The organism is Paenibacillus baimaensis, from assembly GCF_025567575.1.
Genome location: NZ_JAOQIO010000044.1, coordinates 1 through 21,080, shown reverse-complemented (window position 1 = coordinate 21,080; position 21,080 = coordinate 1). Strand labels below are relative to the sequence as shown.

The window sequence follows — 21,080 nt, the reverse complement described above, 5'->3', positions numbered from 1 at the left end:
TAGAGAAAAAGGGATATTATGTCGGGAGATGTTTAATTCAAGATTTATGCAAAACAAGATTATTGAAATATTATATCGATGATGCCTATGATTACAGTGTAAATCAATATTTCAATTTTTTTCAAGTCGTTATTTTGTAGATTACAAGGTATCAAGATTCTTAGCTACTACAGTTAAGAAGCAGTTGATGCCATTTCTATTTTAACTGATTCATCAGCGTACAGGAGCGGTTTCATCCCGCTCCTGTGTAATTATGCTTGCCAGACAGAATTATACTCATCAATGGGAAAATCCGCACCATAATATTCACTGATTTTCCTTTTGAGTTCTGGTATGTAGAAATGACGATTTTTTTTATCCCCTGTGATCTGACCGTGATTATTCATAATTCCCAAAAGTTTTACAATATCGCTCTTACTAAACAAATGAAATAATGGGAAAATCATGTTTTTCATTACACCTTGAACTGAATCGTGGCTTCCAATTCGATTAAGCCAGACTAAAATAAAATCCACAAGAACACTTGTATAGTTTCTATTTTCTGCCTCCTTAGAAAGAAATACAATTTGTTCAAAGTCAATAGAGGTATCTATCATAGTAAAAACGCTAAAATCAAAATAATCAATTTTTCTAATTTCGCCAGCTGCCTTATTTTTGTAATCTTCTATGGACCGCAAATGACTTTCTAGATTTTTGTTCAAAAAAATAGCACGTGTAAATAAATTTATATTTTTCTCAGCTTCATGTGCCAAGATTTCTGCGATGTCTCCTTTTAATTCATCATAAAAATTTGGGTAAGTACTTAGAAAATAGATTAAAAGTGCTTGTGGAGATAGGCCGAATTTTATGTTTATACACCGGAGTTTATTACGATCATCATCTAGTTTGAAAAAGTAGCTAGTATCGAATGCTTCACCCTTGTTAATTTTGATATTACCACAGTAGGAAACAGGATCATTTTTTACATATGTCAAAAAAGTATCAGGGTGCCTTTCAACTAAAGAACATATAGCATAGTAACGAGCGGTTCGTTTTGTATCATCCTCTTTGTCTTGGCTAATAAATATATATTTCCACAGAGCTTTAAACAATTTCTCTTCCAATTTTTTATTGAGTTTCGAGTAATATTTTACCGAAAGATAACTTCCAAATCTTTCTGGGTTAATGCTGCCGACAGTTAAATAATAGTCCTCAATATCTGTTAGAACTGTATCAATAACATCTTTGTGTAATAACGGATCTCTCAAAAATACGAGTTCAAACATATTTCTTATATGTGCTCTTGTTTGATCCTTATTAGGAGAATACAAACTATAATCTTTAAGAGCTAGATGAGCACAATGATCTCTATCTTCCTTTAATCTAATAATTAATGTTTCTTCTTGTTTATCCAATAAATTTGTTGAACCTACAACTGCATTTACTAACTTATTTTCCCAAGCGGAATATCTATGTTCGTTATTACTATTACCAAGAAGCTCAAGTATATTTTGTGCTTTTTGATCTTCATATACTTCATGTAAAGTTTTTAACTTAAACACCAAATCGCAAAGTACTACATTATACAATGAGACGATAGCGGATCTATAATTCCCCATATTATAAGAGGAGATTACTTCTTCTAAATATCCTTTTATAGTATTATTTTTAACATTATGTATTTCACTCTCAAATATAAACTCCTTCATTTTTAATCCCCTTATTTTCAAATTATTAAAGTCTTATCATCGTTCACTATATTAATAACTATAACTGAATACCAATAAATTGGTATATCTATTTAATTCAAAATATGCATTGGATTTTCCAATAATAAAAAGCAAATTAACGGAACCTTTCAATATTTACAGAAGAAATCGGCATAGTATATAATATAAAAATAATGTTGCATAATTATTTTCCTTGCCGTCCATACCTATGAATCGTGCAAGGAAGGGGTAGAGCTAATTTATTAGTCAATAAACAAAGGTTCAAGTAATGGAGACCATTAAGGTATACGGGTTACGTATGCTTTTTTTGCGTCTCCATTTTTTGTATCCAAAAAAAGGAGGAATAGAAAAATGATAGCTTTGGTCCGGAACGTAATGACGACCGAATCCAATGGTTTGACCAGGCTTTATTTTGAATGTGGTGTCTTGGAAGCTGGAGGATTTTCACCAGGAGACAAGGTAGAGTTTCGCGTAGAACAGCATGCTGTCGTTCTTCTGAAACGCCAAGACGGTGATAGTGTTATCTCCAAGCGGCAGCGCGCCGGATGGAAGGAGCCCCGCCCCTACTTTGACCGGAAAAACCAGGAGTTAACTCGTGTTCTTCACGCCCGGAAGCGGATTGATATTATCGTGCATGAAGGGAGAATTGAAGCGCGATTGGCGCAAAGTATTTCCCTATGGGAGATCGGACCTGACAGTTTTCAAGGGGCAGAATTAAAGCGACTTCGCTGCTTTTCGATTCCATCCGGAGCGGGGATTGCGAATGCAGCTCTTCAGGATACAGGATTATACGAGTGTGTAGGTGGCGTCGATTTCTGGAACGCTGCTGCGGATACCTTTCGATTAAACTTCGGAAAATCCGGTGTTACCCTTTGGAGTGATATACGGCATATTCACAGTGAATTTGTACCACAAGCGGACGTCGCTTGGCTTTCTTGCGAATGTGATGAATTCTCATCGCTTGGGCGTTCGTACGGCGGCAGCATAAGCAATCTGGCTCCACATTACGTGCGGCTGGTCAATGCGAGTTCTGCAAGAACTGTCATCATTGAGCAAGTACCTCAGTTTTATTCGTCACGCAGCTATAGACAGTTACTGAGTCTTCTCCAAGCGTCTGGGTTTCGCCGCTTCTACGAGACGATGATTGATGCGCACGAGTTTGGATCCATACCATCCCGAGTCCGCGGCTATGCCGTTGCATTTAAGGATGACATCGATTTCGAGTGGCCTACAGCACCGAATATCCCGGTACGTTTCCGATCGACAATTGGGCAAGTAATAGGTAGGGATTGGGAAGTACGAGGAAACTTCCAACCCATTGAGGGCACGTATATGAGTCAGATTCTTGCGAAGGACGGGAACACTAATAACTTTACAGCCAAGCATAACCACACGTTGGTTTCGCTTGAATCGAACCGTATGTCGGCCATATTGGAATCTTACTCGCGGACTAATGTTACATCCTCATACTTCTTGCATCCGGATGGGAATCGCTGGCGCAAATTTATTTGGCAAGAGTTGGCTCGTTTCCTCCATATCCCATCGTGGTTCCAATTTCCGAAATGGATGTCAGAAAACCAAATTACGCAGTTAATTGGCCAGTCGGTCGATTGTAATGTGGTAAAAGCGATTGGCGGAGAGGTAGCTGTTTCACTTATGAAGCTCGAGCTGGGGAAAAAATTTCAATCGGCCGAATCCTACCTGCAGGAAAAAAAGGGGCAATTGTCCTTCTTATTCTAAAGACTGAATTGGTCGATAAAGGCAATTTGAAATCACGATAAAATCCCTTGATTAACAAGGTTAAGAGGAGTGCTAAGTATGTGTTTACAGTTAGATGAAAGTAACCTGATCGTACACGAGAAAAACGAAAATACGACCATATGGTGCAGACTTGAAGAGAACGGAGGATTTGTTTTAATCCGTACACATTCGGCAACTACCAGCGAACGTTTGGTTCAAGAGCTTAATGAGATTGCTGAACCAGGACGTCGATATTTCGCATTTCCACAAGGTCTCAATGCAAAAGTACTGAGTAACCACACCTTCGCACTAGTGGTCTTGCAGGCCGTTGAGGATCATTTAAAGAGACCAACGGACACGAAATACCTACGTATCAAGGAACAAGTGATCAATCTCGCGTTGAATGAACATGGGATGGAAAACATACAAATCGAGATGATCGAGAAAGAAGCAAATAGAATCTTCTCTGTAAGTTAACTAAAAAGGGATGCCTGCATGATGCCCCTGCACGGGAGCCGCGAAATATTCGTCTCCTGGTGCAGCGGGAGTCTATGGAGGTATGAGGGATGTCACGAAATGTATTCAGTAAGAATGTGTCTTTTATAAGAAATGTTGGTACATCTGTCAAAGCCAATAAAACATGGTTGTTCTTCGAATCCCTTGTGCTCGAGGCAGCAAATCTAAAGCCTGGTGATCGAATCGAGATGACTGTTGTCATGGATAAGCGAGCGCTTGTCTTCAAGAAGTCTGACATTGGCGATCATGTGGTTTCACGGCGTAAGCGAGCAGGGCAGACGAAAGAACGGCCACTCATGGACCGATGCAACGAACAAATTTCTGTTGTCATTCGGCAGCGCAAACGTATCGATATTCTGGTTGCCGATGGCATTTTAATTGTTCGTGAAGAGCAGAGCTTTGATTTTTGCGTCTTTGACAGGCCAGCCCTTCAGGGGAGCGACCTTAAAAAATTTAGGCTGATGAGCCTACCATCAGGAGCGGGTCTAGCCACAAAAGCGTTGGAATCCACAGGATTTTTCGAACCGGTTTTTGGCGGTGATATTCTCTCAGAAGCCGTTGAGACTTATAAATTTAACTTTCCTGATGGAGCTTCTTATTGGGGCGACCTTCGCAAACTTCATCCGGATTATTTGGAACCGGTAGATGCTGTATGGCTCTCACCATCTTGTACCAAATACTCGTTGCTTGTCGGTCAAGGAAGTGCAGGTGGTTTTTTGGAAGGCATGGGTCCATTTTATGCAAACCTGGTTCTAGCCAGCCAAGCGAAGATCGTGCTCATCGAGGAGATCATTCCCTACTTCGGAAGCCGCAGTTATGAGCATTTAAAGATGTTACTTCAGCATTCATTTCCGTATATTACGCAAATGAACTTGAACGCATTTGATTTTGGCAGTCCGGCTGGCCGGAACCGAGGCTATGTAGTCATGTCTCAGTCGCCATTGGAAAATTTCAAGTGGCCCGAGCCTAAGATCCCTGATCATCGCCGGCCAACTATTGAACAGACCATCGGCAAGGATTGGGAAAACCGGGCACCATTCCGTGAAACACGTGGTACTGTCATGGAAGGGCTACTGAATAAATCCGGAAACAACAATTTTAAAGCGGATAAAAATTACACTTTGGTTAAGCCGAATGATACACGTATGGCAGCACTCGTTGCTTCGTATTCAAAAATCCAAGTTACGAGCTCTTATCTATTGCATCCAGACCATCCAAATTTATGGCGTCCGTTTACATCTTGGGAGGCTTCTCGGATTCTTGATATCCCAGATGACTTCGGTTTCCCAGAATCAATTTCTGAAACAAAACGGATGTACATGATTGGTAATGGTGTCGATTGTCGGGTGGCTAAAGCAATAGGCATTGAAGCTGCCTACCATCTCATGATGTCACGCCTTGGTGCCAACAGTAACCGTCCCGCTCCCGTACAAACAGAAAGCTGGATGAAGGTAGATCCAAATGGTCAATTTTCATTCGTTTTAGGCGCTTAAATTTTCCTGATTTCCCCTGCATGGGTGGGTTTTCACAACAACCCCACCGATACAGCGGGGGAAAGGGAGGCCATACATATGATTATCGTGGAGGATGAAAAGAACTATCATTTTGAAGACGCTCCAAACAAGATAAATCCAGCTGTAAATCTGAAAAAACAGACGAATCTGACGCGGGGAATATGGAAATTGTTACAAGGGTTTGGCTTACAGTATTATGGTGTCGTGCGTGACTGGAGTGCTATCTTTGGGTCAAATGGAACCTATATTGTGTTGCATCACTTTCTGGATGAAGCACCCATTGAGGAGCTCTTCGGTAAAGAGAGTAAGTACACGTATAACCGTCTTCCCATGGGTGAAGGTTTGTTCGATTTTTCAGAAAATCTTAAGGAGAGTGGTTTCTCTATTACGGTTCCTGAGCAGGCGTACATCGATGCGCTGGAATCCGAGTTGTCCGGCTCCTATGACTGGCATCTAGACTCGCCCTGCCACAAGTTGATGTTTGTCGTAAAGAAAGCATCTATTACACTTACCGTGGAGGTTTTCGGAGACGATATGCCCTTTCCTCCTTACGGGGTAAAGAAATCGATACCATGGCCGTCGCTGCATCTGAAGGAAGAGGGCATACAGGTTGAATTATTTCCCATTGATCCTTTCATCACTCATAGTAAAAAAGAGCCTTTCAAAGGCGAGCAGATGGTTATTGCTGATTCTGTTCCGATCTCCCTGGAGCAGGCTACAGATGAAGCCATTGCTCGTGCTTTTCAAGAAAATGATGTTTGCGTTATTCCGGTCAGTGGCGGAAAAGATTCATCTGTCGTGATGCAAAAAAGCATCCGGTACAAAATACTTCATCCTCATTCGAGGGCGCAGCTGTTTATCGTATCAGCCGACACCGGCGTAGATAATCCTCTGATGCAAGCCCATGTTCGTCGCCTTAAAGAAGCTGTGGATAGTCTTGGCCTTGATATTCCTTTTCTGATCGTGGAGCCAAAAATTCAAGACAGTTATATGGTTACGGTATTTGGACGCGGATACAAAACCCCAAGCGATCCCAATCACAAATGGTGTGTTTCGCGACTCAAGACAATTCCAGGACGCTTGGCACTGCAACAATTTGTTAGAGATGGGATGATCGTCTGCCAGTTGCTTGGACTTCGTTCTTCCGAAAGTGTAAGCCGATCGGAAAGTATCGAACGTCATTATGCGGATGAGTTCTACGGCAACCATGTTTTGGAGGGAATACGGACCTGCGCTCCAATCCGCAACTGGACAGCAACAGATGTTGTCACGTACCTTGTTCGAAATGAAACACCGTGGGCAGGTTACGGCAATCACCATTTGATTAATCTATATGGTTCCTCTATGGGTGGAATAGCTGAGTGCCCCATAGGCGCTTCCATTATGAGCGACAACGAGGCAGTTCGTTCATGTACAGGGCGTGCTGCTCGTATGGGATGCTGGTCTTGTACAATTGTCTCAGATGACATCTCTCTACGAAATCTATCAATTGGGGATGATGGAACAGGTGGCGACTACCCTGAGCTTGAGCCATATTATCGTATGAGATCCTACTTTAAGGGATCGCAAGATTTGAGATATTGTGGAATGACTGGGTATAAACGTGACAATCACGGCCTGCAACGCTTTGAGCCCGGCTTCGGCAACCTTGGCCTTGATCTCCGTACAATTCTTCTTCAAAAGATGCTTGAATTGGGTATTCCTATAAAGGATGAAGAAGTAGACGAGATTTTCAGTCAGGTTGCTAAGCGAGAACTCTCAGAGGGAATACCTGTTAGTCAGCGCTTCCGCAATACACTTCGTCGCTTTTATACAGTTGAACCACTAATTATGGCTAATGTGTATGATCCGATCATGAATCCGACAGGTAGAATTGATCATCGTACTCCTGAAACCATTGATGCTATTGATAGAGTAATGGCCATGATTGAAGCAGGTGAAATTATACCGTATTGGATGAAGGAGGCACAGTGAAACCAGAGGAGGCAAACCATAACGGTGTATATGAAATTTAAATGAGGGCTATAGTCGTTTTTACCATTATGCTAATGTTGAACGGTTCAGTTCGAGCTGGTATTACTCCGATTAGTTAGTTAATAATGAGGCCGCACTGGATTGTACAGTGTGGCTATTTCCGTCATATGAAAAGTTATTTCTTGTAAAGCGGATTGATATAATGTTTTAGACTATTCAAGAGGTGCTGAATACTTTCGCTCTCTTTTTGCTACTTCACTATATAGTGGTTTATAACCGTCCAATAAAACCCGTGCTTCATCCAGAAAAGCTTTTGTTACTGTTAAACAAGGAACATCATTCCACTTTGTTAATGGAATCGCCCCAAAGACACGCTGCATAGCCGGATAAGTAACTAAGTTAACGGAATCCGATTTTCTTTGTTCACCTTCTCGAAATTTATTACGCTCAATTGCTTTACGAATCGTAGCTCCATCAGTAAGCCCCCAATAAGCAGCCGCTTCCGTTAAACTAAAAACTTCATTGATCGTCAATTCTGTAGAATTATATTGCTGAATTGGTCCCTGAATAAAAGCAATATCTGTTTTGTATATTACTCCGTTTTGAAACGGTGCTTGTTTCCCCTCTTGATCATAACTGGACGATTGCACATCAATACAACCTTCTCTATCAAGTAAATCTTTAATCTTTTCCAGATCACTCTCTGCCTTATCCCCATAATATGATTCTTTAGGGAATATGTTTGCTGGCCATAACCTAGTACCATTAACAAGTGTAATTTGGAAAGCAAATCTTTTCATATCCATGCCAACTCTCCCTTGTCACGTTGTCGTGACATTATTGTATCATAGTCACGATATAGTGACAATACGATGATGGTTTTAGTCTAAATCTTTATTATATCGAAAAACTACTACATGCATGACGAAGTTGCCTGCTATTGTTCTCTTCCCTAATTTATTAAAAGAATATATAATAATAACATTACGATTCTGATAGATTTTCCTTGCAGCTAATGATTCGTGCAGGGAAGGGGATAAGCTACTTTAGCTAGCTTGTAAATATAGGTTCAAGACAATGGAGACCATAAAGGTATACGGGACACGTATGCTTTTTTTGCGTTCTCCATTTTTTTGTGTCCAAAAACAGGGAGGTTATTAAATTCGGAAAATGGAGCTAGGGGATGCAGATCCTAATCTAAGTTTAAAGCAGAAGAAAATAAAAAAGAAATAGGAGTGATTTTGTGCGAAGAATTTCTCTCATTACAGAATCTTCGGCAAGACCAGGTGAAGCGGCACCAGCATACCTGTTTTATCAAGGGAAGCAAAGCCGATGGATTAACGCTGTTATTGAGTTCATGGAATCCAGAGATTTTCCTCGTGAGGACATTTTCTTTCTAAGCCATTATGATCAGCGAATCATTGGATATGAAGAAGTAGTCCAACCTTATCCGATGCAAAAGAACCATCCACGGAAAAGTGAGGCTGCCGGACTTGCGAACAAGGTACTGGATTTGATTCTCAAGATGAACCCGCTTCCCTTTGTAGAAATTCATACAGGCCGGACATTAGCCGATCCGCTGAAGCAATTGTTCGATATTCATGGTGTTTCGTACCCGACTCTATGGAGACGGCGTTCCTCTTGGAACGAAGCCTTCTTATTACGCTGATTTAATTGAGGAAGAGCAAAGTAATAAGCGAAAACTCAAAGAAATTCAACGTGAAAAATGGCATATTACGTCGATTGTTCGCTTCCAGACACCGCAAGAAGCCAGCGAGATAATAACAAAGTACGGTAATCTTGCGCATGTTTACGGAATCGAAAAGAATCTGGAAGAACTTAAGCAGCTGTACGGTAATTATCGGCAAAAGCGGAAAGAGGAGAAGAACGCACTCCGAGAATTGGAGGACGTGATGAAAGATGAGGATTGTTCTGGTGAGTTTGTAGGCTTCATACAGTCCCAGAAATCACTCGCTGATCTTCATGCCCATTACAACTTTGAGAATGTAAAAAATAAATATGGTAGGAGCATGGCAAAATTTACTTTATATCTGATTAAGCGGAACTATACCTTGCTGATGGAAAATAAGATCAGCGAAGCACTGCTGCGGACTCAGATTGTTCTTGTCAAATAAGGACCGGTGGAAATATGAATAATATGAATAGAAAACGACCCCATACTCTCTGATTTCAGGTGTGAGGAAGGAGCGGGTAAGCCCTTGTGCTACCCGAATTCGAGGTTCACTGCAGCCCCCTTCATGCGAGCTCCCTTCGGGATAAGTAGCAGCGCGCCCGTAACAGGGCATATGAGTATCGTCTCCGCAGAGATACGGTTTAGGACGAGTTGGACCGTTGACCAACCGGCTTACCTGAGGTGGAAACGCCAAACGGGAACATAGCATGCCGGTAAAAGCGAGTAGCCTTTCAAGCTAGCAAATGGAAGGCGGACGCCGCTAGGTCAAGGATTGATATGGTTAAAGCTAAACTGCTTGAATCCCAATTACCTCGCCTTAAAATCCAGGGTGCGCGAAAGCTAGATGAGACGCGCATGGAGTAGCTCATGACTGTCGTAAGTGCTACGCGACGGTCATCAACTCGGGGTCTACGGGCTCATCACCGAGCGATCCCAACGCACCGAAAGTGCGCCAAGGTAATGAGTGGGAAACCTAAGTCAATCAAGTGGGAGTTTTCCCGCTGTACTCATATGACTAAACGGGGATAACCTTCACCTGAACGCCATCAAGGCTATGACTAAGATCAGGGTAACCTGAATGAAGTTTGAATATCAGGTATGGTTACGGAGCTCTCGTAGTAGTCCGAGCCAGAGAAAGTCTGGTACATGGCGAAGGAGAGCAGGTAATTCGTATTGTTAACTTATGGAGGTATGCGAAATGCAATCAGCCGAAGCTATTTTAACGATACTGAGTCATAAATCTGCAGAGAAACCCAATTTCCGGTTTGATCGAATATATCGGCATTTATTCAATCCAGACTTGTACCTTGCTGCCTATGCCAATATCCATCAGAAGCAAGGGAATATGACCGCAGGTGTCACTGACGAAACCATAGACGGCTTCAACATGAATAAAGTCTACGGTCTCATCAATGAGTTACGCCAAGAGTCATATTACCCTAAGCCCGTAAGAAGGACGCACATCCCTAAGAAATCAGGAAAGTTACGTCCCCTCGGCATCCCAACCTTTACGGATAAGCTGGTACAGGAAGTCATGAGAATGCTTCTGGAAGCGATATTCGAGCCAACTTTCCTGGACAGTTCCCACGGGTTCCGTCTGAACAGAAGTTGTCATACGTCCTTGCACCGAATCAAGGAGACTTGCAGAGGAGCAAGTTGGGTAATAGAAGGCGATATAAAGGGGTTCTTCGATAACATTGATCATTCGGTACTCTTGAATGCTATATCTAAAAGGATATCAGATGGTCGATTTCTCGAACTGATCAGGAGGTTTCTAAAAGCCGGATATTGGGAGTTTAAGCAAGTTCACAACTCCCTGTCGGGCACTCCTCAAGGTGGAATCATTAGCCCAATTCTAGCTAATATTTTTCTTCATGAATTAGATATTTTTATGAAGGAAAAATGCAAAGAATATACATGGGGGACAGATAAAACCTATAGGAAGAAGAATCCTGTATACCAGAGCCTAAAAGATAAGAGGAAAAGGGCTGTGAAGAAAGGGGACATGGAGGCAGCAGACGAATTTCTCATGCAAATGAGACTGCTACCATCCATAGACCATGACTCTTTTAATATCGTTAAATATACCCGGTACGCCGATGACTTTGTCGTTTTCATCTGGGGTAAGAAAGAATTGGCCTACCGACTGAAAGGGCAAATAAAAAACTTCTTGGCTGACAGCCTGAAGCTGGAGCTAAACAATGAGAAAACACTCGTGACCAATCTGTCTACGGACAGAGTTAGGTTTCTTGGATATGAGATGACAAAAGTGACTGATACTTCCGTGCTTACCAAAGTCGGTCGAACTAAGACAAGGAGCTCTTCCGGGGCAATTCAACTCTTAGTGCCGAAAGATGTAATCAATGATAAGATCAAACCTTTTTCTCAATTCGGAAAACCAACTCACTTCTCAGCCAGAATGAATCATCCAGTTTTAGACATCCTTATGATGTTTAATTCTGAGATACGCGGGTTGTACAACTATTATAGCCTAGCCACTGATGTCGGTAAGAAATTGGGGAAATTCAAATACTTTCACTATTTCAGTTTGCTGAAAACTATCGCCAGAAAAGAAGATCGCTCCTTAGCAAAGGTGATTCAAGCCTACGGCATTAACGTTAAGCGCAAAGTAGGTACCGGTACAAGGAACATCTTTGGAGTCAAATACTCGACTAACAAAGGAGATAAGACGCAAACCTACTTTAATGATCCTCTGAAGAAGAAAGATCTTCCGGTCCCGGGCGTCTCTGAGGCCCCCGTCTTCCGTACCTATAGCTCGCACCGACCGATAATCGATAGACTCAATGCAAACCGCTGCGAGCTATGTGAAATCGAAAGTATGAATCGCTCTGATTTCGAGGTTCATCATGTGCGAAAGCTGAAGGATATCAAGAAGAAATATCTTAAAAGAGGAAAAGTAGCCCCTAGATGGGTGATTGAGATGTGCGCTATTAGACGCAAAACCCTCATTGTCTGCAAAAAATGCCATCATGATATTCATAATGGTACGCTGACAAGAGGACTCAAACCGCACAAGAAAGTATCTGCAAAATAAAGACTCAGTCGTCGAATACCGGAGAGCCGGATACATTGAAAGATGTACGTCCGGTTCGGGAGGGAGAGCACGAAAACCAGTGGTGGAGACACCACCAGGCGTCGGGCTCTTACCTTACCTTGCGCGGTCTGTTCGAGAAAGCGCTTGAGGACAAATAGAGTCCTGCCTATTTCCGCATCGATTCCATATGATACGGAAAACAGGAGAGATGGAATATGGATATTAAGAGAGTTGATATTAACCGTAGCATCAGCATTTCGCCCTTACGCTATTTTGGAGGAAAGTCATTTTTGGCTAAGGAAATCAAACGGTACATTCCGCAATCATTTCGTTGTTGGGTAGATGTTTGTGGTGGTGGTGGGCATATGACCACCGCCATGGATATCGTTCCAAGAAGAGTAGAAGTTTTTAACGACATAGACGGGGAGCTCATTAATTTTCTACTTACACTCCGTTCACGAAAAACTGATCTAATAGGGGCATTAGCAACCTTACCAACCAGTCGTCTGCTTTATGAGTCCTGGTTGGGTCAGGAAATTCCCGAGGATCGTTTTGAACGTGCTGTCCGTTATTTTTACATGCTGCGGCAGTGTCTGATACCTTCACCCAATAGCAAGAGCGGCTTTCGATATTCAAAAGTGAAATATTCGGCGTTTGATTATCAGAATGCCGTCAAACGTCTTGATATCTTCGAAACCCGGTTTCGGAATGTATTGATTGAGTGCTTAGACTACAGTGAAATAATTAAACGTTACGATTCAACTATGACTTTCTTCTTCTGCGATGCACCCTATTTGGGACGGGAACATATGTATCAAGGGGGATTTTCATGGGAGGACCATGTGAAACTTGCGAAGATGCTTCAAAGCATCGAAGGAAAGTGCATAGTCACGTATTATGGAGACCCAGAAATATTAGAGCTTTACCAGGGGTGGCATTATGTTACGACTAAAGCTAAGGTTGGAACGGTGAAAAAAGGAGCTTTAGGTCAATCCAGAAGAGAAGAAACGGAATTTTTTTTCATGAATTATATACCTGATGAAACAGGCCAGCAAATCAACCTTTTTTAAAAATGCTGACTTGACCCGGACGATACCGCTGCCAGACTTGTTTATGAGTTTGACAGCGATATCCGTTCATCTTCACTCATAATTCATGAAAAATATCTTCATAAGTATAAAAATGGAAGGTGAGATAAATTGAAGCCAGAGGAAATTCAAAAGAATTATCATAGCTATCTTACTGATATCAAAGACTTGTTCGACCCGGTCATTGAGAAGATGAGAAGTCAAAAAAATGAAGAATGGAGGGGACAAGCCTGGTTAGCTCCTATTAATCAAATCATAGGACTTGCCAAACATTTCAAACTACTCACTTTTGCAAAAGGTTTTTTGTTTCCATTGATGGCACCAGCAATTGTTGTTCTTACCGGTTGGTATAATAGCCTTCCCCTAAGTTACATCATTGGAATCAGCATCGTTATATTGTTTGCAACATACTATATCCTTGTGCAACGCCACATAGCCAAGATGGCCACTCTAGGCCATCCAGAATTTCATGTTGAAGCCTTGAAAGCAACACGCCCGGAGGAATATAAACTCTGGTCGCATTTTATCCAAAAAGATGATTTTTCCTTCAATGGCTTGGCTTCATCTGTTAATTCTCTTCTTGGTCCACGAACCGATAACAGCATTCATACACTTGAAGCGATGATAATAGATGAAAAGAGACAAAATAAGGAACATCAGATTTTCATTGCATCCCTAACATCGGAGGTGGACAAGTCCGATGCTTCCATCAATTATTTAGTTAGTATCATTACCGAAATAAATGCAAATTTATATCGACTAACGAATGATGTTCTGGATTTTAGCGATCTGAGATTTGTTACACCATTTACTATTTATGCCTTGAATAATAATATGTTGAGAAAAATTAAAGATGTTGGCACTTCAGGAGGCAGTCCCAAGCAAATTGATCTTAGTATTCCGCGCGATCCTGAGTACGCAGTTGTCACCGCTGTTAAAAGCGCAACAAATGCTGCTTTTGCAGACACTCCTTATCCAGGTAGACTCGTAGTTGCCTTTTCTATGAGAATGCTTAAAGGAGAGAAATGGGTGTGGTGCTTCCACTTCGATGATTCTGATGAGCGTGCCTTGTCTCTTGTTTTATCCAATGATACAATAGAGTCAAGACAAATTCGTAGACTAGTTCATGTTTTTTGTTTAATCTTACAAAAACACATGATAGCGACCAAGGAGGCTACTCAGGATGCTGAAGAACAGGCCAATTAAATTAGAGGATATTTCTCAAGAACAAATTATGAGCAATAGAAGAAAACTGCGTCAAAATGTGTTAAAGTATTTCACTGAAAGAGCTGCCGTAACCGAACAAAAAACAGAAAATGTTTTATTGAAAGTTTAATTTTTATTTATCAAACCTCGATTTGTTCGAGGTTTTTTTGTTTAAACCGGTTATCCGGAAAATATGGTTGAAAAGAATCTATTGTCACGACAATGTGAATTCGGATTATATGATTGAATTGTGGTGGGTTAATAGGTATAAAACAACTTAAAGGAGAGAGATGATTGAATGAGTGAGGGAAAGATTCTTCCAGCAATCAATAATTCGTTTGGACATACCGTAATTAATATGACAAAAAGCATTTCAACTGATAGTTACAAATAAACGAACCCTTTTAAAATAAAAGATGCTCGCCGCCACGCGATGGCTGGTAGTCGTACAAAACAATCGGTGGGACCCCACGCCCGTACCGGCAAGAGGATCTCGAGGCAGACGCTCGCAAACTGGATGGTCTATGGCGCGGAGCAATGGCTAACGTTGCTCTGCACAATACCCGTAGTTGATATGATCTTCAATAAGCTTATCTAATAAATCGAGTTTATCCATGCAATGAAGATAAATCGTTTTTCGGCTAACATTTGCCCTGTCGGAGGTATCTTGGATGGTAATCTGATTAAAATCTTTATCAGACATCAGGTCTAAAACAGCTTTTTTTATCGCTTCTTGAGATTTGGCTATTCTTCTGTCCACTTTTCGAATTTTTATTCGTTTGTCTATATCGGGCCCAAGCTCATGTACCCGTCTCATGATCGTCGTATGGGAAATTTCAATTCCGCGCTCGCTCATCATTTCTACGATGTTTCGATAGCTTAAACTATATTTTAAATACCATCTCACAGTTAGTAAAGTGACTGCTGATTCATACTGCGCTCATCTAAATAAATTCAAGTTGCTTTCCATGGTAAACTGCTTCATCCTATAACGTCATTAACAGTTACGTTATCATGAAAAAGGAGCTTTGCACCACAACGGACTAACGGGAGTCAGGTCGGGTGCCTTCCTGTTTTTGTTTTTTTCAATAGGGTCACAATTACGATCAATAGCGTAGGGAGCGCGTATACGAGGCTATCCGTTAGCGGCCACACCGTATATCCATCTTCGTTGAACGCCGCTCCGTTTGAATACATGGTAACCGAAAGCAGCAGAGCTATGAGCGCGATGGGAAGGATCAGAAGACGGTAATTTGTTATTCGGAACACCTGGGACATCGCCTTCGCAAGGATGAACAAAACGATTGATGCTTTCATAAAGGAGCCTGCAATCAGCGAAATACCGATTACCGACTCGATTCTCTCGATGATTTCCTCGATAAAGATGAGTCGCGCAAGCTGATACAGCGAGTATTTCAAGTCTCCCGCCACCGGTCCAAACACCATGATGGAGACCAGGATGGATATTATCAGTGTAACCCCGTTTATGGCCAAGGCTCCAAACATATACTTTCCGAGCTTCTGGCTCGCCTGCGGTCGAGTGGATGGAAGAAGCATGCTGTAAATGACAATCTCGACATAGGGAAAACCTAATGAAATGTATGCGCCGTGCAGGATGGGCTTTATGCCGTCCGGCATAATCGGCAATACATATTCAAAATGATAATAAGGAGCGACCAGGACCCAGACCACGAAGATAAACCCGAACATAATAAACAGCAAAACCACAAACATTCGGGCCATAACCTCAATCCCGGCGCGGGCCGTCAGGCCGATCGTAATAAAAAACATGGCGTTGATGAAAGAAGTAGGCGTATTTTTCATCATCGTGCTTTTAAAGAAATCGCCTATTTCCATGACAATGGCGGATTCCTGCCAGAATAGCGTCAGTATGAAAGGCACTGCAAATAGGAGCGACAACCCCGATCCAATCGCTTGACGGCTATATTCGATTAAGCTAAGGCCTGGATAACAGTGATGCAAATAGAGGATGCACGCTAACAGAATCATGCCCACTAAGAATGCAAACAGCAGTGACAGCCATGCCCCGTTCCGGGCGGCGCCGGTAAGGGGGCCCGGAATTAGAACGATGGATGAGCCAGTCATTCCTGCCAAAAATAACAGTACAGTCTGAATGGGGCTGATCGTCTCCTGTTTCTCCATATGTTCCTCCCTAAGTTAAAAGACGGGTGTTAGGATTGTGGCTTGAGAAACCGGACTATGCGCTCAGCCGGCTCCGCCAATAACCAGTCCATTAGTTCATCTAGGTTGGGCCAGAACTTTCCGGCCGCAAACATGACCCCCAGATAAAGAATAGGCAGCATCAGAAAACCGTAAACGAGCCGTTCCCGCTTGGCCGCACGCTGCCAGAGGGAGAAGTCGACGAGCAAGACGCTCCCAAAGAGAAGCAGAAAGCAAATCGATCTTACGAGCAAAATCAGCTCTCCTTTTTGCCATAGGGCTGACCGGTATTCAACCCAGTATTTAGGACGTCTACCGTGACGGAAACGTGAAATCGGATGTTAGCAAAGTGCTCATCCCAACCAGTCTTCAATTTTTTCCACAGGGCAGGGTGCGATCTGTAAATTCGATCGCCGATCCCCAAGGCATCGACCTTCTCGGTCTGAAGCAGCTTCAAAACCTTGTCAATGTCCCCGGCCACCTCCTCAATGACTTTGTCCTCATACTTTCGTTCGTCCGCTCTATTTTTCAAAACCGAGCAGCGCATTTCGCCGACCGTTCCCTGTATATGAATCCGAACGCCAACGGAAATGCTTCTGTCACGGATGACCGGCGTTAATACGGTATGCAGAGTCTGGATCTCGAAGGATTCCCTTTTATTTGCAGCCCCGCCGATGGCGTTTGTGCAGTTGAATTCCACGATTCCTTTCTTGTAATGATCAAGAAGCATAATCAGTGACTCGGTGTTTTCGGGGGAGAGGATGCTCCCGTACAGTTTGCCGTTTTTTAGTAAAGCCAACCCGGCTGCAGTAACACTCTTTTTAGCTCCGCCTTTTTGCAAATAAGGGACCATCGCAATTCCCGTTTCGCTTTTTAGCTGAATAGAGAGATTCAGAAGCGGAATGTTGGAAGTCTTGGCCGAATATTTGGCTCCGTATTCCTCGATTTCCCGCAATTGCTGCCCGATCGTATTTTCAATAAATGGAGGGATATTCAAATAGCTGCCCGCCTTGCCCTTGGCTATGAGAATCAGCACGGTGCCTCTCGGTTCATGGTCTCTGGAGAAAAAATCAAGAGTTTCACGGATGTTCTGCTGCCGGACCATATTCTCTCCTATAATTATGACGCGTATATGATCCCATTTTGCTTTGCGTCCGAAATGGAGGGGAATGTCTCTAACTGCCTCGAATAGGGTATCCGCTTCTGTGCGAATACTGAGCCCTTTTTTCCCTTGTGCAGAGGAACCGGCAGCTTCGGTTGACCCGCCCGTAGGCTTGAAGAAGTGAGTGGTTACTTCCACCTTTCCTTCCTTGCTCAGGTCGAGAGCCACAGCCTGAACATAGCCGTGCTCCGGCAGTTCCGTCTTATCCCAGCATCCGGATAAAAGAAGGAAAATCACAATGGCAGGCAGGCCGTTTGCTAACCGTGTTCTCATGGGGCCTTCTGCCTTCCGGCCGTTTTTTTATGCAGATGGCGGTTCCGCGGAGAGTGTAACAACCACTTTCTCGGCACCATGATGAACAAATCCCTAAGCTGCCGAATATCAAGCGGCTCGATAGGTCCCAGATAAGGCTGACCCAGTGAGCGGAGAGAGCTGAGGTGCAGGAAGGATAGAAGGATCCCGATCATGATGCCGATCCCCCCCATGGTGGCCGCTAAAATCATAAAGAGAAAACGAAGTACGCGGATGGCGATTGACATGCTGTATTGCGGTAGCGAGAAAGAAGCGATTCCTGTGAGAGCGACGACAATAACCATAACGGGCGAGGCAATCTTAGCTTGAATGGCAGCCTGTCCGATGACCAGAGCTCCGACTATGCTGACCGCGGAGCCGATCGGGCGAGGCAGTCGAATGCCCGCTTCTCGCAACAGCTCGAAGAAAAATTCCATGATCAGCGCTTCCGCAAAGGCCGGGAACGGAATTCCCTCGCGAGTGTCCAGAATGGCCAATAAGAGAACGGTGGGAATAAGCTCGGAATGAAAGGTCGTCAGCGCGATGTAAGTGCTCGGCAGAAGAAGCGCGATCAGAAACGCGAATATACGGAGGAACCGGACTAATGAAGTGAAAATCGTATTCTGGTAGTAATCCTCACTGCTCGTGAAAAATTCGAAGAAAAGTCCTGGGCAGAGTAGAATCGTTGGCGTCCCATTTACCATAGTGATGATTTTACCGTCCAGCAGGGCGGCTACAGCCGTGTCGGGCCTCTCCGTGTAGCGCAACTGAGGAAAGGGAGTGAGTAAAGCTTCGCCGAGCCAATCCTCCAGATAAGAAGTTTCTAGAATCTCTTCCCGGTCTATGGACGAAATCCGTTTTATGAATTCATTAAGGGTCTCCGGATTAACGGCTCCGTCCAGGTATCCGTAGGCGAAACGTCTGCGGCTCTCTTCCCCGGCTGTCAAATAATGAAATTTAAGGCGAGGAGATTTCAGCAGACTTCGGATCAACCCAATATTGATGTCGAGATTTTCGATCGTGCTTAGATGAGGGCCCTGCACGACGGGTTCCATAATCGGCTCGCTGATTTGACGCTGAAGATTGTTTTGCGTTGCGTAGCTCAAAGCCTGATTCCAATGATCGAAGAAAATCACCAGTTTCCCGTCCAAAATATGATCGACAGCCTGCTCAATCTCTTTCAGCAAGGTTGCGGATTGAGCGGATACGCCGTTGTTCGCGTAAAAATGCTTCACGTCTTCGGCTGTAACCGAGGAAGCGGGGCCGACCTCATGCGGAACCAGGCTCTGAAGAACCTGCTTCATGTCATTGATTGTTTTATCCTGAACCAAGGTGTTCAAATAGACGGACATGGCCGCTTGCTCAAGTCCCGGCCCATAGCTCCAAGGTAAAAGGATCAGATCTTTGCAATCCGTGAAAATATGTTGGACAATCTTCGAATTTTCTGACAAGCTCTGCGAAATCAACGTTTGAGGGGCAGATTGCTTCATCCCGGCACTCCTCCTTCGTGAGAAATAATGGCTATACTTGCTTATGATTCCTAAGAAAACGAAATTTATTCTGTCCGATACTTTTTATTCGAACGCTGCCTTGAACGTCTGCGGAAAGACGCCCGGAACGGTGAATCGTCGTAACTTTCCGCCGGCCCCTCACCAGATGGACGGTACATCGCATATGAGTATGATCATCAAGGATTACGGAAATCAATGACGGACAAATTAACCGAACGGATGGGGTGGTCCAGATGCAGAAAGCCGATTACAGTAAAATAGCGGACTGGTACGATCAAGGAAGTTACCTTATCGAGCAAAGTCTTGCCCAATGGCTGGAGCTCATACGGAGTTATATTCACAGGCAACCTGCTGTCAGGTTTCTGGATTTAGGTTGCGGAACAGGGAAGTTCTCTATTCCTATTGCAAACAGACTCGGTTACAAAGTAACTGGAGTTGATGCTTCTAAAGCTATGCTGAGTAAAACCAAGGAAAAGGATACGGAGAAATTGATTCAGTTTATTGTTGGGGATGCATACAATCTCCCTTTTCTTGATGGTTATTTTGATGCTGTCTTTATGTGACACTTGATTCATCATATGGATGCCCCGATAACGATGCTTCAGGAATGTTATCGTACAATTGGGACGAATGGGGCGGTACTGATCCTTTATGGAGCGATTGAACAAATTGAGGATGACGTAGTGCATCGATTTTTTCCAAAAACTATCCACAGCTCTGGACATTCTGAAAGAAAGTGTCGGAAGTCAACATCATTGTTACATTAAAAGTCCCTTAATTGCGGCTTTTTTTAGAAATGTCGGACGACACAACCATTGTCCCATAATGGTTTTAATAACTTAGGGATTTTTTTTATTTATCGGATCAAGTTTGTGACGTCAGCTCGCGACACAAACTTGATCCGATTTTTGGTTTATGAGACAAACGTTGTCCTATTTCAATTTAATACCACGTAGTTTAGTCTAGCGTCACAAATGTTCCTACATTTGATGGATGTGAACACTTGGATTAAACAAATAAGCAAAGGTCTAGCATAAAAACAAAAAGTAGTATCAATTCTTTCTCTAGTAGTCGGAGTAATCAGAAGCCCGAATTATTATGAGAGGAACTGAGAGAAATAATACCGCCAAAATCTTGCCCATTAGAAGATAAGCTAATGGATAATGAATAGACTGACTATTCAAATCTGTATCAACTATTAAACAGTGGATACAGATTGCAACTAAACGTGTTGAACGAAAAAACGGTACCCAATTTGGAATGCTGTAGATGAAATGGTTCCGATGTAATTGCCAAGGGGAAGGGAGGCAGGTTATACGAATCCAAGATTAGGGGAACATAATTGTTCCAAGCCCAATGATATCATTCATATATTGACAGCTTGAAATAAAACCGTCTGGACGGTATAATAATTAAGGGTGATATAATATGAAAACAAAA

17 protein-coding genes and 2 pseudogenes are annotated in these 21,080 nt (G+C 42.9%); 11 read left to right on the top strand and 8 right to left on the bottom strand.

Annotated features, from left to right (window positions below):
- Positions 1–251 precede the first annotated feature (251 nt).
- The gene (locus tag OB236_RS14435) at positions 252–1,688 is read right to left on the bottom strand and encodes a hypothetical protein (RefSeq protein ID WP_262684635.1); all 1,437 of its coding nucleotides are present in this window, start codon (positions 1,686–1,688) and stop codon (positions 252–254) included.
- 372 nt (positions 1,689–2,060) lie between these two features.
- Here OB236_RS14435 and OB236_RS14430 point away from each other — a divergent pair, with 372 nt between their 5' ends.
- From OB236_RS14430 to OB236_RS14415, 4 genes are all read left to right on the top strand, one after another.
- Positions 2,061–3,449 carry a DNA cytosine methyltransferase gene (locus tag OB236_RS14430; protein ID WP_262684634.1) on the top strand — a complete coding sequence of 463 codons (1,389 nt, stop codon included), beginning with the start codon at positions 2,061–2,063 and terminating at the stop codon, positions 3,447–3,449.
- Positions 3,450–3,527: 78 nt separating this feature from the next.
- Positions 3,528–3,926 carry a hypothetical protein gene (locus OB236_RS14425; RefSeq protein WP_262684633.1) on the top strand — a complete coding sequence of 133 codons (399 nt, stop codon included), beginning with the start codon at positions 3,528–3,530 and terminating at the stop codon, positions 3,924–3,926.
- A gap of 89 nt (positions 3,927–4,015) precedes the next feature.
- Positions 4,016–5,458 (top strand): DNA cytosine methyltransferase, encoded by a 1,443-nt coding sequence (locus OB236_RS14420; protein WP_262684632.1) that lies wholly within the window; start codon positions 4,016–4,018, stop codon positions 5,456–5,458.
- Between the two features lie 78 nt (positions 5,459–5,536).
- Positions 5,537–7,453 carry a phosphoadenosine phosphosulfate reductase domain-containing protein gene (locus tag OB236_RS14415; protein ID WP_262684631.1) on the top strand — a complete coding sequence of 639 codons (1,917 nt, stop codon included), beginning with the start codon at positions 5,537–5,539 and terminating at the stop codon, positions 7,451–7,453.
- A gap of 212 nt (positions 7,454–7,665) precedes the next feature.
- On the opposite strand, the gene OB236_RS14410 is transcribed toward OB236_RS14415, so the two are convergent.
- Positions 7,666–8,259, bottom strand: coding sequence for a helix-turn-helix domain-containing protein (locus OB236_RS14410; protein ID WP_262684630.1), 594 nt, complete (start codon positions 8,257–8,259; stop codon positions 7,666–7,668).
- 437 nt (positions 8,260–8,696) lie between these two features.
- On the opposite strand from OB236_RS14410, the gene OB236_RS14405 reads away from it, so the two are divergent.
- The 6 genes from OB236_RS14405 to OB236_RS14380 all read left to right on the top strand — a co-directional run bounded on the left by OB236_RS14405 (position 8,697) and on the right by OB236_RS14380 (position 14,625).
- On the top strand, positions 8,697–9,122 hold the full coding sequence (locus OB236_RS14405; RefSeq protein WP_262684629.1) for a hypothetical protein: 426 nt from the start codon (positions 8,697–8,699) through the stop codon (positions 9,120–9,122).
- On the top strand, positions 9,055–9,588 hold the full coding sequence (locus tag OB236_RS14400) for a hypothetical protein (RefSeq protein ID WP_262684628.1): 534 nt from the start codon (positions 9,055–9,057) through the stop codon (positions 9,586–9,588). The genes OB236_RS14405 and OB236_RS14400 overlap by 68 nt, the downstream gene beginning before the upstream one ends.
- A 756-nt stretch (positions 9,589–10,344) precedes the next feature.
- Entirely contained in the window at positions 10,345–12,201 is a 1,857-nt protein-coding gene (gene ltrA / locus OB236_RS14395; protein WP_262684627.1) for a group II intron reverse transcriptase/maturase, read from the top strand.
- Between the two features lie 215 nt (positions 12,202–12,416).
- Complete coding sequence (locus tag OB236_RS14390) at positions 12,417–13,271, top strand: DNA adenine methylase (protein WP_262684626.1); 855 nt, start codon at positions 12,417–12,419, stop codon at positions 13,269–13,271.
- A gap of 129 nt (positions 13,272–13,400) precedes the next feature.
- The gene (locus tag OB236_RS14385; protein WP_262684625.1) at positions 13,401–14,495 is read left to right on the top strand and encodes a hypothetical protein; all 1,095 of its coding nucleotides are present in this window, start codon (positions 13,401–13,403) and stop codon (positions 14,493–14,495) included.
- Entirely contained in the window at positions 14,473–14,625 is a 153-nt protein-coding gene (locus tag OB236_RS14380; protein ID WP_262684624.1) for a hypothetical protein, read from the top strand. Before OB236_RS14385 ends, OB236_RS14380 begins: the two co-directional genes overlap by 23 nt.
- Before the next feature lie 438 nt (positions 14,626–15,063).
- Here the strand turns inward: OB236_RS14380 and OB236_RS14375 are convergent.
- From OB236_RS14375 to OB236_RS14350, 6 genes and pseudogenes are all read right to left on the bottom strand, one after another.
- Positions 15,064–15,264, bottom strand: a pseudogene (locus tag OB236_RS14375) (TetR/AcrR family transcriptional regulator); the annotation flags it as partial.
- Positions 15,265–15,402 (bottom strand): annotated as a pseudogene (locus OB236_RS14370) (IS6 family transposase); the annotation flags it as partial. It abuts the pseudogene before it with no gap.
- Between the two features lie 146 nt (positions 15,403–15,548).
- A complete protein-coding gene (locus tag OB236_RS14365) occupies positions 15,549–16,658 on the bottom strand; it encodes a GerAB/ArcD/ProY family transporter (RefSeq protein WP_262684623.1) in 1,110 nt (369 codons plus the stop codon).
- Between the two features lie 29 nt (positions 16,659–16,687).
- Positions 16,688–16,930 (bottom strand): hypothetical protein, encoded by a 243-nt coding sequence (locus OB236_RS14360; protein WP_262684622.1) that lies wholly within the window; start codon positions 16,928–16,930, stop codon positions 16,688–16,690.
- A gap of 2 nt (positions 16,931–16,932) precedes the next feature.
- Entirely contained in the window at positions 16,933–18,111 is a 1,179-nt protein-coding gene (locus tag OB236_RS14355; RefSeq protein ID WP_262684621.1) for a Ger(x)C family spore germination protein, read from the bottom strand.
- Positions 18,108–19,619 carry a spore germination protein gene (locus tag OB236_RS14350; protein WP_262684620.1) on the bottom strand — a complete coding sequence of 504 codons (1,512 nt, stop codon included), beginning with the start codon at positions 19,617–19,619 and terminating at the stop codon, positions 18,108–18,110. The genes OB236_RS14355 and OB236_RS14350 overlap by 4 nt, the downstream gene beginning before the upstream one ends.
- 254 nt (positions 19,620–19,873) lie before the next feature.
- Here OB236_RS14350 and OB236_RS14345 point away from each other — a divergent pair, with 254 nt between their 5' ends.
- Positions 19,874–20,203, top strand: coding sequence for a class I SAM-dependent methyltransferase (locus OB236_RS14345; protein WP_262684619.1), 330 nt, complete (start codon positions 19,874–19,876; stop codon positions 20,201–20,203).
- Positions 20,204–21,080: the final 877 nt, after the last annotated feature.